Here is a 13,499-nt window from a genome sequence, read left to right as displayed (position 1 = left end):
TTCCCATCACGAGCAAGCCCGCTCCCACAATGCTTATCCAAGAGGCTTTATTTCCAGCCAAGGAGGCTGGTTACTTATGTCTGCTCCTGCTTTGTTCCCCCGCCATATCGCCGTGTTGATTCTGGTCCTGCTGGCCTGCGCATTCGCGGGCAACCACATCGCCGCCCGCATCGCCTTCGATCACGACACAGGCCTGTTACTGGCCATTCTGTGCCGCGCTGGCGTGACCTTGCTGGTGTTGACCAGCCTGGTGCTGTGGCAACGCGAACGCCCGCGCCTGACCCCTGCCAACTGGCGCTGGCAAGTGCTGCTGGGGCTGCTGATCGCGGCCCAAAGTTTCTTTATCTATTCGGCCGTGGCACGGATTCCTGTGGCACTGGCGCTGTTGATTGCCAACGTGGCGCCGATCCTGCTGGTGCTGCTGACCTGGGCCCTGGGAGGTGCAGCCCCGACACGGCGAGCGGCGCTGCTCATGGGGTTGATCATGTGCGGCCTGGTCTTTGCTCTGGACGTCCCCGAGCGCCTGTCCAACCAGGGCACCACCGAAGCGCAATGGCTCGAAGGCATTCTGTTCGGGTTCGCCGCGGCCTCCGTGTTCGCCTGTGCGCTCTGGATTACCGATCACAAGCTGTCGAGCCTGCGTGGCACGGTGCGCAGCATGCTGACCATGCTGATTGTATTTTGCGCAGCGGCCCTGGCCGGGGTCAGCGGTGTGCTGCCCGGCGGCGTGTCGCTGCCCTCCTCGTCCACCGGCTGGACAGCTCTGGCCTGCCTGGTGGCGCTTTATGGACTAGGGTTCTGCCTGTTGTTTATCTGCATGACGCGCCTGAACATGGCCCGCAACGCACCCGTAATGAACGTTGAGCCAGTGGCAAGCCTGCTGTTTGGCTGGCTGATCCTGGACCAATTGCTCAGCAGCGGCCAAATCATCGGCGGCCTGATCGTGGTCGCGGGTATCGTGATGCTGACCTGGCGCCGTGCCACCGATTGATCTGTCATTCCCTAACGGTAGAGCCCCATGCCCACAGAAACATTGACCCTTGAAGACGGCCTGACCCGTCTGACTCTGGCACCGCACATAGGCGGCAGCATTCTTGACTGGAGCATCATTGCCAGCGGCCAGCCCTTGTTTCGCCCAAGTGCAGCCGATGCCCTGGACAGCAACTCGGCCAACCAGCTGGCCTGTTATCCACTGGTGCCCTGGTCGAACCGGATCGGGGATGGAGGCTTCGAAGGCGCAGGCCATTGGTTCGCCTTGCAGCCCAACAATCCTCCAGGCCTGCTGCCCATCCACGGCAGTGCATGGCAGCAGACCTGGAGCGTGACCGAACACAGCCCGCACCATGCCTGCCTGCAACTCGACAGCACCGTCCCCTTTGCCTACCGTGCGCAACTGCGTTACAGCCTGAGCGACGGCCAACTGCGTATCGAGCTGAGCGTGACCCATCAGGACGAGCACGCGGCCTGGCATGGCCTGGGGCTACACCCGTATCTGCCACGCACCGCCAACACACGATTGCAGGCAAAGTCTGCTCAGGTCTGGCTGTGCGATGACCAGGGCCTGCCCACGGAGCTTGCGCCCCTGCCGATCGAATGGGACTTCAACCAGAGCAACGCCTTGCCGCAAACCCGGCTCGACAATTGTTTCACCGAGTGGGATGGCAACGCAGTGATCAGCCAGCCGGACCTGGGCTATACGCTGGGCTGTCAGGCAACGGGCAGCCCTTACTGCCTGGTGTATTGCCCGCCGGGAGAGGACTTTTTCTGCTTCGAACCCGTCAGCCACCCGGTCAATGCCCATCACCTGCCCGGCCACCCCGGGCTGACGTTATTGCATAAGGGCCAATCAGCGAACATCAGTGTCAGCTTCAAACTCAACCCATAGATCCAGGTCAATAATCCCGCACTCAGGCTCGATTAATATCGCGCCTTTTTGCGAATGACCTGACTATGCGCCTTGCACCGCCCGAACTCCTCGCCCCTGCCGGCACCCTCAAAAACATGCGATACGCCTTCGCCTATGGCGCCGACGCGGTGTATGCAGGCCAGCCGCGCTACAGCTTGCGGGTACGCAATAACGAATTCGACCACGCCAATCTGGCCATCGGGATCGCCGAAGCCCAGGCGCAGGGCAAACGCTTTTACGTGGTGGTCAATATTGCCCCCCACAACGCCAAGCTGCGCACGTTCCTCAAGGATCTGGAACCGGTAATCGCCATGGGCCCGGATGCCCTGATCATGTCCGACCCGGGGCTGATCATGCTGGTGCGCAAAAACTTCCCCCATGTCCCGATTCATTTGTCGGTACAAGCCAATACGGTCAACTGGGCCAGTGTCGAGTTCTGGCGCCAGCAAGGCCTGAGCCGGATCATCCTGTCCCGCGAGCTGTCGCTGGAAGAGATTGAAGAGATTCGCCAACAAGTACCGGACATGGAACTGGAGATCTTCGTCCACGGCGCATTGTGCATGGCCTACTCGGGGCGCTGCCTGTTGTCGGGCTACATGAACAAGCGCGACGCCAATCAAGGCAGTTGCACCAATGCCTGCCGCTGGAAATACGACACCAAACCGGCCACGGAAAACGAACTGGGCAATATCGTCAATGTGGTCGAGCCGACCCTGGGGGTGGGTGCGCCCACCGACGAAGTGTTCGTGCTCAACGAGGCCCAACGCCCGGACGAACAGATGACGGCGTTCGAAGACGAGCACGGCACTTACATCATGAACTCCAAGGATCTGCGCGCCGTACAGCATGTGGCGCGGCTGACCGGGATGGGCGTGCACTCGCTGAAAATCGAGGGCCGAACCAAGTCGCACTTCTACTGTGCGCGGGCGACTCAGGTGTATCGCAAGGCGATTGATGATGCGGTGGCAGGCCGTGAGTTTGACCGCAGCCTGATGACGGACCTGGAGTCACTGGCCCAGCGCGGTTACACCGAAGGATTTTTGCGGCGCCATGTCCACGATGAATATCAAAACTACCTGCATGGCAGCTCGCTGTCGCACCGCCAGCAGTTTGTCGGGGAGTTGACCGGCGAACGGCGCAACGGCCTGGCCGAGGTCAAAGTCAAAAACCGCTTTGCCCTGGGTGACCATCTGGAGTTGATGACCCCCCACGGCAACTACCATTTTGATCTCGACCGGTTACACAACAGCGCGGGCTTGCCGACCCAGGTTGCACCGGGTGACGGCCACACGGTGTACCTGCCGATCCCCGAGCAGGTGGACTTGAAGTACGGGTTGTTGATGCGGGACTTGACGGTAAGTGAAGTGATGGAGCGCTCGGCGTGAGCGCTGTGGGAGCCGGCTTGCTCGCGAGAGCATCGCCCGGTTTTGTCTGACGACCGAGCCGTCAGCATCGCGAGCAAGCCCGCTCCCACAGACTGGGTGATTGCGATTAATCGCGGAACACTTCATCCAGCAGGTTGTGCATCGCCGTAAAGGCACGGCTGGAAGTTTTGGCGTCGTACATCATCTTGCCCGGCACATTGGCGTGGGGATCGGTGAAGGAATGCACCGCGCCGCCGTAGCTGGTCAATTGCCAGTCCACGCTTGCCGCATTCATCTCGGCCTCAAAAACCGGTAGCTGTTCGTTTGGCACCAACGGATCAGAAGCGCCGTGCAACACCAGCACCGCACCCTTGATGCTCTGGGCATCGATCGGATTGGGCGTGTCGAGGTTGCCGTGGAAGGACACCGCCGCTTGAAGTGGTGCACCGCTGCGCGCCAGTTCAAGTGAGCAGCAGCCGCCAAAACAGAAGCCAAAGGTGGCCAGCTTGTTGCTGTCGACCTGGGCCAGGCCCTGATTTTTCAGCATGTCGTACGCTGCCCACATCCGCTTGCGCAACAGGGCGCGGTCATTCTTGAGCGGCATCATTGCAGCGCCCGCCTCGTCGGCATTGCCCGGACGGATGGCCTGGCCGTACAAATCCGCGATCAGTACCACGTAGCCTTGCTCTGCAACCGACTTGGCGATCTCTTCGGCACCCGCACTGATGCCCATCCAGTTAGGCGCCATCAGCAAGCCCGGCAGTGGATCTTCTCGGCTCGGGTCAAACGCGAGGCGGCCTTCGTAAGGTTGGCCGTCGATTTGATAGGCCACAGAACTGACCGTAATTGATTTCATTAAAAACTCCTGAGCTCAAAACAAAAAAAACCCGCCGAAGCGGGTTTTTATAGCGCGGTTAGACCGACAACTCTACTAACAATTTGTTAAGCCGACGGACATAAGCCGCAGGGTCTTTCAAACTGTCACCGGCTGCCAGGGCCGCCTGATCGAAGAGGATGTGCGACAGGTCGCCAAAACGCTCTTCGCTCTGCTCTGCATCGAGTTTCTCGATCAGCGGGTGAGCCGGGTTGAACTCGAAGATAGGCTTGGACTCAGGCACTTTCTGACCGCTAGCTTCCAGGATCTGACGCATTTGCATGCCCAGGTCCTGCTCGCCGATGGCCAGAATCGCCGGGGAATCAGTCAGACGGTGGGATACACGCACTTCGCTGACGCTTTCACCCAGGGCTGCCTTGATGCGTTCAACCAGACCTTCTTTGGCCTTGGCCACTTCTTCTGCAGCTTTCTTGTCCTCTTCGGAGTCCAGGTTGCCCAGATCGAGGTCGCCGCGTGCAACGTCCACAAAGCTCTTGCCGTCGAAATCGCTGAGGTAGCTCATCAGCCACTCGTCGATACGGTCGGTCAACAGCAGGACTTCGATGCCTTTCTTGCGGAAGACTTCGAGGTGTGGGCTGTTTTTGACCTGCGCGTAGGTTTCGCCGGTCAGGTAGTAGATCTTGTCCTGACCTTCCTTGGCGCGAGCCAGGTAGTCGACCAGAGAAACGTTTTGTTCGCCGTCGTCACCATGGGTCGAAGCGAAACGCAGCAGACCGGCGATTTTTTCCTTGTTGGCGAAATCTTCAGCCGGGCCTTCTTTCATCACCTGGCCGAAGTTTTTCCAGAAGCCCTGGTATTTCTCAGGCTCGTTCTTCGCCAGTTTTTCCAGCATGTCGAGTACACGCTTGGTCAGCGCGGTCTTCATCGAGTCGATGATCGGGTCTTTTTGCAGGATTTCCCGCGACACGTTCAGCGACAGGTCGTTGGAGTCGATCACGCCCTTGATGAAGCGCAGGTACAGAGGCAGGAACGACTCGGCCTGGTCCATCACGAATACACGCTGTACGTACAGCTTCAGGCCTTTAGGCGCTTCACGCTGGTACAGGTCGAATGGCGCACGTGCCGGCACGTAGAGCAGCGAGCTGTATTCCAGCTTGCCTTCAACCTTGTTGTGGCTCCAGGCCAGCGGGTTCTCGTAATCGTGGGCAATGTGCTTGTAGAACTCCTGGTATTCCTCGTCCTTGACTTCAGTACGAGGGCGAGTCCACAGGGCACTTGCGCGGTTAACGGTTTCCCATTCCAGCGCAGGTGTTTCTTCGCCTTCGGCAACGGTTTGCTCTTTAGGCAGCTCGATCGGCAAGGCGATATGGTCGGAGTACTTCTTGATGATGTTGCGCAAGCGCCAGCCGTCAGCGAACTCGGATTCGCCGGACTTCAGGTGCATAACAATCTTGGTGCCGCGATCAGCTTTTTCGACGGTGGCAACTTCAAACTCGCCTTCGCCCCTGGAGGACCAGTGCACGCCTTCGCTGGCAGGAGTCCCGGCACGGCGGCTGTAGACGTCAACCTTGTCGGCGACGATAAAGGCGGAATAGAAGCCCACACCGAACTGACCGATCAGGTGCGAGTCTTTCTTCTGATCGCCTGTCAGGTTTTTCATGAAATCAGCTGTGCCGGATTTCGCAATCGTACCCAAGTGGGTGATCACGTCATCACGGTTCATACCGATACCGTTGTCTTCGAGGGTGACGGTGTTGGCGTCCTTGTCGAAGGTCACACGGATTTTAAGATCGGCACCGCCCTCCAGCAGCTCAGGCTTGGACAGTGCTTCAAAACGTAATTTGTCGACAGCATCAGAGGCGTTCGAGATCAATTCGCGAAGGAAAATTTCCTTGTTGGAGTACAGCGAATGGATCATGAGGTGCAGCAGTTGCTTGACCTCGGTCTGGAAGCCCAGGGTTTCTTTTTGAGTTTCCACGCTCATTGTTATCAAACTCCGATTGGATGGCATGAGCCACGCCCTAGTGGGTTGGCGGCGGGATGTCATGAAAGTTGGGGGCTCAGGTTCAAATTTCAAGGCCTGATGGCAAGGCATCGGTTTTTTACCAGCCGTTTCGACCTAGGATGCTTTACTTATATATGTCTGAAAGCATGGAACTTAAGCATTGAGCCAATGCTCAAACGCCCCGTAGATCTACTCATAAGGAGAAACACCCCATGCGTAATACTTTTGCTGTTGCCTTGATGCTGGCTGCCACCCTTGGTCTGGCTGCGTGTGACAAGAAGTCCGAAGATAAAGCCCAGGAAGCCACTCAGCACGCTGAGCAAGCTCAAGAAAAAATGTCTGAAGCCCAGGACAAAGTGAACGACGCGGCGAAAGAAAACGCCGAAGCTGCCAAAGCTCAGGCCGAGTCCAACAAAGCCGCCGCTGAAGAAGCCGCTCCTGCTACTCCTGCTGCTCCAGTGGCAACTCCAGAAAGCAAGTAATACGGCTTTTTGTGAGGTAACACAAAGCCCGCCAAGTGCGGGCTTTGTTGTGTCCCGGGCTCAAGATTTCTTGCTTCGATACCCGAACACAGCGCCATAAAAAAGCCCTGCATCCGTGAGATGCAGGGCTTTTTCAGGTATTCAGGAACGCTTTTGGCGAACCGAATAATTACGCGAGTGCTTCAGCACGCTTGCCCAGCAGACGGTCGCAAATAAATGCGCCCACCAAGGTCACGAGGCATGGCACCAGCCACGCCAAACCTTGGTCGCTGAAGGGCATATTCGCAAGCTGGCTAGGAATCCAGCCAGCCAGGCCTGCACCTTTGAGCGCATCGATCGAACCGAAGATGAACGACACCAGCATCACCGGACCCACGATCCGCGCCTGGGCATGCCACAGGCCTTTGCAGAAACTCAACGCCACCAGCACGATGCACGGCGGGTAAATCGCCGTCAGCAGCGGGATGGAGAAGGCGATCAACTGCGTCAGACCAAGGTTCGACACGGCCAGCGAGAACACCGCAAGGATAATCACCAGAGTCTTGTAAGACAGTGGCAACACCGTGCTGAAGTATTCAGCACAGGCGCACGTCAGGCCCACCGCCGTTACCAGGCAAGCCAGGGCAATCAGTACAGCCAGGAAGCCGCTGCCCAGGGAACCGAACGTATGCTGTACATAGGCGTGCAGTACTGCCGCGCCATTGGTTGCGCCCGCCGCCACTTCATGGCTGCCCGCCCCCAGGCGGAACAGGCTGATGTAGACCAGCGCAAGGCCAACACCGGCGATCAGGCCGGCAATGATTGCGTAACGGGTAATCAGCTTCGGTGACTCAACCCCACGGGAGCGAATGGCGTTCACGATCACAATGCCGAACACCAGCGCGCCCAGGGTATCCATGGTCAGGTAGCCATTGATAAACCCTTGAGAGAAGGGTGCGGCGACGTATTCAGGGGTCGCAACGCCAATATCACCCGCAGGCAAGGCAACAGCGGCAATACCGAGAATCGCCAGTGCGATGATCTTCAACGGTGCAAGGAAGCGCCCTACCGTGTCGAGCAGACGACCCGGATACAGCGAAACGAAGAACACAATCAGGAAGTACACCGAGCTGTACAAGAACAGCGCCAGCGGGCTTTCACCCGTCAACGGCGCCAGACCGACCTCGAAGGATACGGTGGCGGTACGCGGGGTGGCGAACAACGGACCAACAGCCAGATAGGCCACAGCCGCGAGCAAGCCGCCAGCCACTTTACCGATCGGGCTGCTCAGTGCGTCCATTCCGCCGCCAACCTTGGCGAGCGCAATAACAGTGACCACCGGCAGACCTACCGCGGTGATCAGGAAGCCCAATGCGGCCATCCAGACGTTAGGTCCAGCCTGCAGGCCAACGATTGGCGGGAAAATGATGTTGCCAGCCCCAACGAACAGGGCAAAAGTCATAAACCCAAGTGCCAGGATGTCCTGGCCTTTCAATACTTTCATTACGGAAATACCACACTACTGAATCGGAATTAGAGGGGAATTTCCCGTGCGGATGTGGGAAATGCTGTCGGTCTGTATAAGTCCGACCCGTCTAGCGCGCGGCTTCCTTTTGGGATGCACACGCAGAAATGCAGAATGGCGGCAAGATTACCGATTTTTTTCCTACAACGCACTGTTAGAGGGCGGACTGTCCGATGAACGAACGCAGTTGTCGCCTGGATGACATCGAAAATTGATTTGATGTGGTTTTGCAGCGTTGGGACTGCCGCGATTGGGTAGGCGCTGCCTCGTTCCTTCGGCGGCGGTTACAAACACTTCTGCCAGAACGCACAAAGGCCACCCGAAGGTGGCCTTTGTCTGGTGTAGCTATCAGCTAAGCGCGTGGCTTATTTGATTGCCCAGCCAGTCAGCTCGGACAGAGCCTTGCCGATGTCTGCCAGCGAACGCACGGTTTTAACGCCTGCGTCTTCCAGAGCAGCAAACTTCTCGTCTGCAGTGCCCTTGCCGCCAGAGATGATTGCGCCAGCATGGCCCATGCGCTTGCCAGCAGGGGCAGTCACACCAGCTATGTAGGAAACAACTGGCTTGGTCACGTGTGCCTTGATGTAGGCAGCCGCTTCTTCTTCAGCCGAACCGCCGATCTCACCGATCATTACGATCGCTTCGGTCTTCGGGTCTTCCTGGAACAACTTCAGGATGTCGATGAAGTTGGAACCAGGGATCGGGTCACCACCGATGCCTACGCAAGTCGACTGACCGAAACCGGCGTCAGTAGTTTGCTTAACAGCTTCGTAAGTCAGGGTGCCGGAACGCGACACGATGCCTACTTTGCCTGGCAAGTGAATGTGACCTGGCATGATGCCGATCTTGCATTCGCCTGGAGTGATAACGCCTGGGCAGTTAGGGCCGATCAGGGTAACACCCAGTTCGTCGCACTTAACTTTAGCGTCCAGCATGTCCAGGGTAGGAATGCCTTCAGTGATGCAAACGATCAGCTTGATGCCGCCGAAAGCTGCTTCAAGGATGGAGTCCTTGCAGAAAGGAGCCGGTACGTAGATAACGCTGGCGGTTGCGCCAGTGGCAGCTACGGCTTCTTTCACAGTGTTGAAAACAGGCAGGTCCAGGTGAGTGGTGCCGCCTTTGCCCGGAGTAACGCCACCAACCATCTTGGTGCCGTATTCGATGGCTTGCTGGGTGTGGAAGCTGCCCTGCGAACCAGTGATGCCCTGGCAGATAACTTTGGTGTCTTTATTGATCAGGACGCTCATTACTTGCCCTCCGCAGCTTTAACAACTTGTTGAGCAGCGTCGGTCAAGCTGGTAGCAGCGATGATGTTCAAGCCGCTTTCTGCCAGTACTTTAGCGCCCAGTTCAGCGTTGTTGCCTTCAAGGCGAACAACCACCGGGATTTTCACGCCGACTTCTTTCACTGCACCGATGATGCCTTCGGCAATCATGTCGCAACGAACGATGCCGCCGAAGATGTTGACCAGTACTGCAGCGACATTGCTGTCGGACAGGATGATCTTGAACGCTTCGGTAACGCGTTCTTTGGTAGCACCGCCGCCAACGTCGAGGAAGTTGGCTGGCTTGCCGCCATGCAGGTTAACGATGTCCATGGTGCCCATCGCCAGACCAGCGCCGTTTACCATGCAGCCGATGTTGCCTTCCAGTGCTACGTAGTTCAGTTCGAACTTGGCAGCGTGCGCTTCGCGCGGATCGTCTTGCGACGGATCGTGGAAAGTTTTCAGCTTGGCCTGACGGTACATGGCGTTAGCGTCGATGTTGATTTTTGCATCGAGGCAGTGCAGATCGCCGTCAGCCTTGATAACCAGCGGGTTCACTTCCAGCAGGGCCAGATCGTGATCCTTGAACAGTTTGGCCAGACCTACGAAGATCTTGGCGAACTGAGTAACTTGCTTGCCTTCCAGACCCAACTGGAAAGCCAACTCGCGACCCTGGAATGGCTGAGCGCCAACCAGTGGATCGATAGTTGCTTTCAGAATTTTTTCTGGAGTGTCGTGAGCGATCTTCTCGATATCCACGCCACCTTCGGTGGAAGCCATGAATACGATACGACGGCTGGAACGGTCAACGACAGCGCCCAGGTACAGCTCTTTAGCGATATCAGTGCACGATTCAACCAGGATCTTGGTGACCGGCTGACCATTGGCATCAGTCTGGTAAGTCACCAGACGCTTGCCCAACCACTGTTGTGCGAATGCTTTAGCGTCTTCTTTGCTGCGAACCAGCTTAACGCCGCCCGCTTTACCGCGACCACCTGCGTGAACCTGGGCTTTGACAACCCATTCGGTCCCACCGATTTTGTCGCAAGCTTCTGCGGCTGCTTCCGGGGTGTCTACTGCATAACCCTTGGATACTGGCAGGCCGTATTCAGCGAACAGCTGCTTACCCTGATACTCGTGAAGATTCATGCTTTTTACCGTCTTCGTTAGGTACTGCGCATTCGGCGCTGCACTTTTATTAGTGCCGCACCACCTGTGACTGCTGCTTGTGCTGCCTTTACAAGCCCGACACCCGCGTGAGCGGAGCCGGGCCTGAGTCAAACAAGACAAGACTGCGTCCGGCGGAAGTTCCGCGGTGAGGCTTGCTAGCAAGGCTCACGACGGGCAAACCGCCGTGGTTTCTTATTGTCTGGTCTTAACGTTTCTTGCGGTTGGCAATGTGGATGGCGCCGCCATTCACTGCCAGTGCTGCTTCGTGCAAGGCTTCAGACAGGGTTGGATGGGAGAAAACCATCATGCCCAGATCTTCAGCGCTGGTGCCGAATTCCATACCGATCGCGCCTTGCTGAACCAGCTCTGCTGCGCTCGGGCCAATCACGTGGACGCCCAGTACGCGGTCAGTTTTGGCATCAGCGATGACTTTAACAAAGCCACCGGTGTCGTTTGCTGCCATGGCACGGCCACTGGCTGCAAACGGGAAGGTGCCGACGTTAACTTCAACGCCTTCAGCTTTCAAGGCCTGTTCGGTTTTACCGACCCACGCGATCTCCGGGTGAGTGTAAATAACCGATGGAATCAGGTCGTAGTTCATCTCGGTCTTGTGACCTTTGATGCGCTCGACAACCATGATGCCTTCTTCCGATGCCTTGTGTGCCAGCATCATGCCACGTACCACGTCACCAATGGCGAAAACGCCCGGTACGCTGGTCGCGCAATGATCGTCAACAAACACGAAACCGCGCTCGTCGATGGTCACGCCGCTGTCAGCTGCCAGCAGTTCGGTAGTCACCGGACGGCGACCAACGGCTACGATCAGCTTGTCGAAGGTGATGGTCTGTTCGCCGTTGGCGTCGGTGTAGGTCACAACGACTTCTTCGCCGTTAACCTTGGAACCGGTAACGCGAGCGCCCAGCTTGATGTCCAGACCTTGTTTGGTCAGGGTTTTGTAGGCTTCTTTGGATACGGCAGCGTCAGCAGCCATCAGGAACGTGTCCAGAGCTTCCAGAACCGTTACCTGAGCACCCAGACGGGACCATACCGAACCCAGTTCCAGACCGATAACGCCAGCGCCGATAACGCCCAGACGCTTGGGTACGGATTGGAATTCCAGGGCGCCGGTCGAATCAACGATGACGTTGTTATCAACTGGAGCAGGTGGAATGTCGATCGGACGCGAGCCCGAAGCCAGAATCACGTTCTCGGCTTCGATGATTTCGACAGTGCCGTCTGGCTTGGTCAGTTCAACTTTCTTGCCGGCCAGCAGTTTGCCGTGACCTTGCAGGGAAGTAACGCCGTTAGCCTTGAACAGGGTAGCAACGCCGGAAGTCAGACCTTTAACGATGTTGGCTTTACGGCCAACCATCGCAGCAACGTCCATCTTCACTTCACCGGTGGTGATGCCGTGGATGGCAAATGCATCCTTGGCTTCGTGGTACTTCCAGGAGCTGTCCAGCAGCGCCTTGGATGGAATGCAGCCAACGTTCAGGCAAGTACCGCCCAGCGCCAGTTTGCCTTCCTTGTCGGTGTATTTTTCGATGCAAGCAGTCGAAAGGCCCAGTTGAGCAGCCTTGATGGCAGCAACGTAGCCGCCAGGGCCCGCACCAATCACTACAACGTCAAATTTCTGAGACATGAAAATAGATCCTCTATTAGCTACAAGCTGTCAGCAGCACGCTACAAGCCAAAGCCAAGCTGCTTTTTCTCGCAGCCTGGCACCTGAAGCTTGCAGCCGCTTCTATTAGATATCCAGCAGCAGACGAGCCGGGTCTTCCAGCAGGTTTTTGATTGCTACCAGGAAACTTACAGCTTCTTTGCCATCGATCAAGCGGTGATCGTAAGACAGAGCCAAATACATCATCGGACGGATTACGACCTGACCGTTGATTGCCATTGGACGCTGAAGGATGTTGTGCATGCCCAGGATCGCGGCTTGCGGCGGGTTAACGATCGGGGTCGACATCATCGAACCGAAAGTACCACCGTTAGTGATGGTGAACGTACCACCGGTCATTTCGTCGATGGACAGTTTGCCGTCACGCGCTTTTTTGCCGTAAGCAGCAATGCCGCCTTCGATTTCAGCCAGGCTCATCAGTTCGGCGTTACGCAGAACCGGAACTACCAGACCACGGTCGCTGGATACAGCAACACCGATGTCGGCGAAGCCGTGGTAAACGATGTCGGAACCGTCGATCGAAGCGTTGACCGCCGGGAAGCGTTTCAGCGCTTCGGTAGCGGCCTTGACGAAGAACGACATGAAGCCCAGACGTACACCGTTGTGCGACTTCTCGAACAGGTCCTTGTACTTCGAACGCAGTGCCATGATTTCAGTCATGTCCACTTCGTTGAAAGTGGTCAGCATCGCCATGTTCGATTGAGCTTCAACCAGACGCTTGGCCACGGTGGCACGAACGCGGGTCATTGGAACGCGTTTTTCTACGCGGTCGCCAGCAGCGAAAACCGGAGCAGCAGCGGCAGGTGCGGCAGCCTTGGCAGGCGCAGCAGCAGGCGCGGCCTTTTTGGCAGCAACAGCGGCAACTACGTCTTCCTTGGTCACACGACCGCCTTTGCCAGTACCGGCAACGGAAGCAATGTTGATACCGTTTTCTTCGGCGATCTTGCGAGCAGCAGGCGCAGCCACTGGATCGTCTTCGCCTTCGCCAGCTGGAGCAGCAGCCTGAGCAGCCGGTGCAGCAGCGGCTGGTGCAGCAGCAACGCCGCCTTCAACGATGGAGCCCAGAACTTCGTCGGACAGAACGGTGTCGCCTTCGTTCTTGACGATAGCGCCCAGTACGCCGTCAGCTGTTGCCAGCACTTCCAGCACAACCTTGTCGGTTTCGATGTCAACAATCAGGTCGTCGCGCTTTACAGCGTCGCCCGGTTGTTTGTGCCAGGTGGCAACGGTGCCATCGGCAACCGATTCCGGAAATGTTGGGGCTTTGATCTCGATAGCCATGTTCTTT

Annotated in this window: 11 protein-coding genes; 4 read left to right on the top strand and 7 right to left on the bottom strand. The window is 57.3% G+C overall.

Features of this window, described 5'->3' with window-relative positions; genetic code table 11:
* The first annotated feature begins 76 nt into the window (after positions 1-76).
* The 3 genes from VSQ83_RS07395 to trhP all read left to right on the top strand — a co-directional run bounded on the left by VSQ83_RS07395 (position 77) and on the right by trhP (position 3,291).
* Entirely contained in the window at positions 77-991 is a 915-nt protein-coding gene (locus tag VSQ83_RS07395; protein WP_133078147.1) for an EamA family transporter, read from the top strand.
* A gap of 27 nt (positions 992-1,018) precedes the next feature.
* Positions 1,019-1,885 carry an aldose 1-epimerase gene (locus VSQ83_RS07390; RefSeq protein ID WP_326425893.1) on the top strand — a complete coding sequence of 289 codons (867 nt, stop codon included), beginning with the start codon at positions 1,019-1,021 and terminating at the stop codon, positions 1,883-1,885.
* A 65-nt stretch (positions 1,886-1,950) separates the two neighbouring features.
* Positions 1,951-3,291: a prephenate-dependent tRNA uridine(34) hydroxylase TrhP gene (gene trhP / locus VSQ83_RS07385; RefSeq protein ID WP_326425891.1), complete on the top strand. Its 1,341-nt coding sequence runs from the start codon at positions 1,951-1,953 to the stop codon at positions 3,289-3,291.
* Positions 3,292-3,397: 106 nt separating this feature from the next.
* Here trhP and VSQ83_RS07380 read toward each other — a convergent pair whose 3' ends face one another.
* Complete coding sequence (locus VSQ83_RS07380; protein ID WP_133078144.1) at positions 3,398-4,126, bottom strand: dienelactone hydrolase family protein; 729 nt, start codon at positions 4,124-4,126, stop codon at positions 3,398-3,400.
* Between the two features lie 58 nt (positions 4,127-4,184).
* The gene (gene htpG, locus VSQ83_RS07375) at positions 4,185-6,089 is read right to left on the bottom strand and encodes a molecular chaperone HtpG (RefSeq protein WP_326425889.1); all 1,905 of its coding nucleotides are present in this window, start codon (positions 6,087-6,089) and stop codon (positions 4,185-4,187) included.
* 233 nt (positions 6,090-6,322) lie between these two features.
* Between htpG and VSQ83_RS07370 the strand changes: the two genes are divergently transcribed.
* A complete protein-coding gene (locus VSQ83_RS07370) occupies positions 6,323-6,592 on the top strand; it encodes a hypothetical protein (RefSeq protein ID WP_133078142.1) in 270 nt (89 codons plus the stop codon).
* Positions 6,593-6,761: 169 nt separating this feature from the next.
* Here the strand turns inward: VSQ83_RS07370 and brnQ are convergent, their stop codons facing one another.
* The 5 genes from brnQ to odhB all read right to left on the bottom strand — a co-directional run bounded on the left by brnQ (position 6,762) and on the right by odhB (position 13,492).
* A complete protein-coding gene (gene brnQ / locus VSQ83_RS07365) occupies positions 6,762-8,075 on the bottom strand; it encodes a branched-chain amino acid transport system II carrier protein (protein ID WP_133078141.1) in 1,314 nt (437 codons plus the stop codon).
* A gap of 386 nt (positions 8,076-8,461) precedes the next feature.
* Entirely contained in the window at positions 8,462-9,343 is an 882-nt protein-coding gene (gene sucD, locus VSQ83_RS07360) for a succinate--CoA ligase subunit alpha (RefSeq protein ID WP_019408932.1), read from the bottom strand.
* A complete protein-coding gene (sucC, locus tag VSQ83_RS07355) occupies positions 9,343-10,509 on the bottom strand; it encodes an ADP-forming succinate--CoA ligase subunit beta (protein ID WP_133078140.1) in 1,167 nt (388 codons plus the stop codon). Before sucC ends, sucD begins: the two co-directional genes overlap by 1 nt.
* Before the next feature lie 226 nt (positions 10,510-10,735).
* Positions 10,736-12,172 (bottom strand): dihydrolipoyl dehydrogenase, encoded by a 1,437-nt coding sequence (gene lpdA, locus VSQ83_RS07350; protein WP_133078139.1) that lies wholly within the window; start codon positions 12,170-12,172, stop codon positions 10,736-10,738.
* Between the two features lie 105 nt (positions 12,173-12,277).
* Entirely contained in the window at positions 12,278-13,492 is a 1,215-nt protein-coding gene (gene odhB / locus VSQ83_RS07345) for a 2-oxoglutarate dehydrogenase complex dihydrolipoyllysine-residue succinyltransferase (RefSeq protein ID WP_019828557.1), read from the bottom strand.
* Positions 13,493-13,499 lie beyond the last annotated feature (7 nt).

The sequence above is a fragment of the Pseudomonas sp. DSV-1 genome (assembly GCF_035830915.1).
Taxonomy (GTDB): domain Bacteria; phylum Pseudomonadota; class Gammaproteobacteria; order Pseudomonadales; family Pseudomonadaceae; genus Aquipseudomonas.
This window is presented reverse-complemented; position numbering and strand designations above follow the sequence as displayed.

What these genes read in the sequence shown, in the direction of transcription:
- VSQ83_RS07395 (WP_133078147.1), top strand. Translation starts at nt 77, where the DNA reads ATGTCTGCTCCTGCTTTGTTCCCCCGCCATATCGCCGTGTTGATTCTG.
- VSQ83_RS07390 (WP_326425893.1), top strand. Translation starts at nt 1,019, where the DNA reads ATGCCCACAGAAACATTGACCCTTGAAGACGGCCTGACCCGTCTGACT.
- trhP (WP_326425891.1), top strand. Translation starts at nt 1,951, where the DNA reads ATGCGCCTTGCACCGCCCGAACTCCTCGCCCCTGCCGGCACCCTCAAA.
- VSQ83_RS07380 (WP_133078144.1), bottom strand. Translation starts at nt 4,126, where the DNA reads ATGAAATCAATTACGGTCAGTTCTGTGGCCTATCAAATCGACGGCCAA.
- htpG (WP_326425889.1), bottom strand. Translation starts at nt 6,089, where the DNA reads ATGAGCGTGGAAACTCAAAAAGAAACCCTGGGCTTCCAGACCGAGGTC.
- VSQ83_RS07370 (WP_133078142.1), top strand. Translation starts at nt 6,323, where the DNA reads ATGCGTAATACTTTTGCTGTTGCCTTGATGCTGGCTGCCACCCTTGGT.
- brnQ (WP_133078141.1), bottom strand. Translation starts at nt 8,075, where the DNA reads ATGAAAGTATTGAAAGGCCAGGACATCCTGGCACTTGGGTTTATGACT.
- sucD (WP_019408932.1), bottom strand. Translation starts at nt 9,343, where the DNA reads ATGAGCGTCCTGATCAATAAAGACACCAAAGTTATCTGCCAGGGCATC.
- sucC (WP_133078140.1), bottom strand. Translation starts at nt 10,509, where the DNA reads ATGAATCTTCACGAGTATCAGGGTAAGCAGCTGTTCGCTGAATACGGC.
- lpdA (WP_133078139.1), bottom strand. Translation starts at nt 12,172, where the DNA reads ATGTCTCAGAAATTTGACGTTGTAGTGATTGGTGCGGGCCCTGGCGGC.
- odhB (WP_019828557.1), bottom strand. Translation starts at nt 13,492, where the DNA reads ATGGCTATCGAGATCAAAGCCCCAACATTTCCGGAATCGGTTGCCGAT.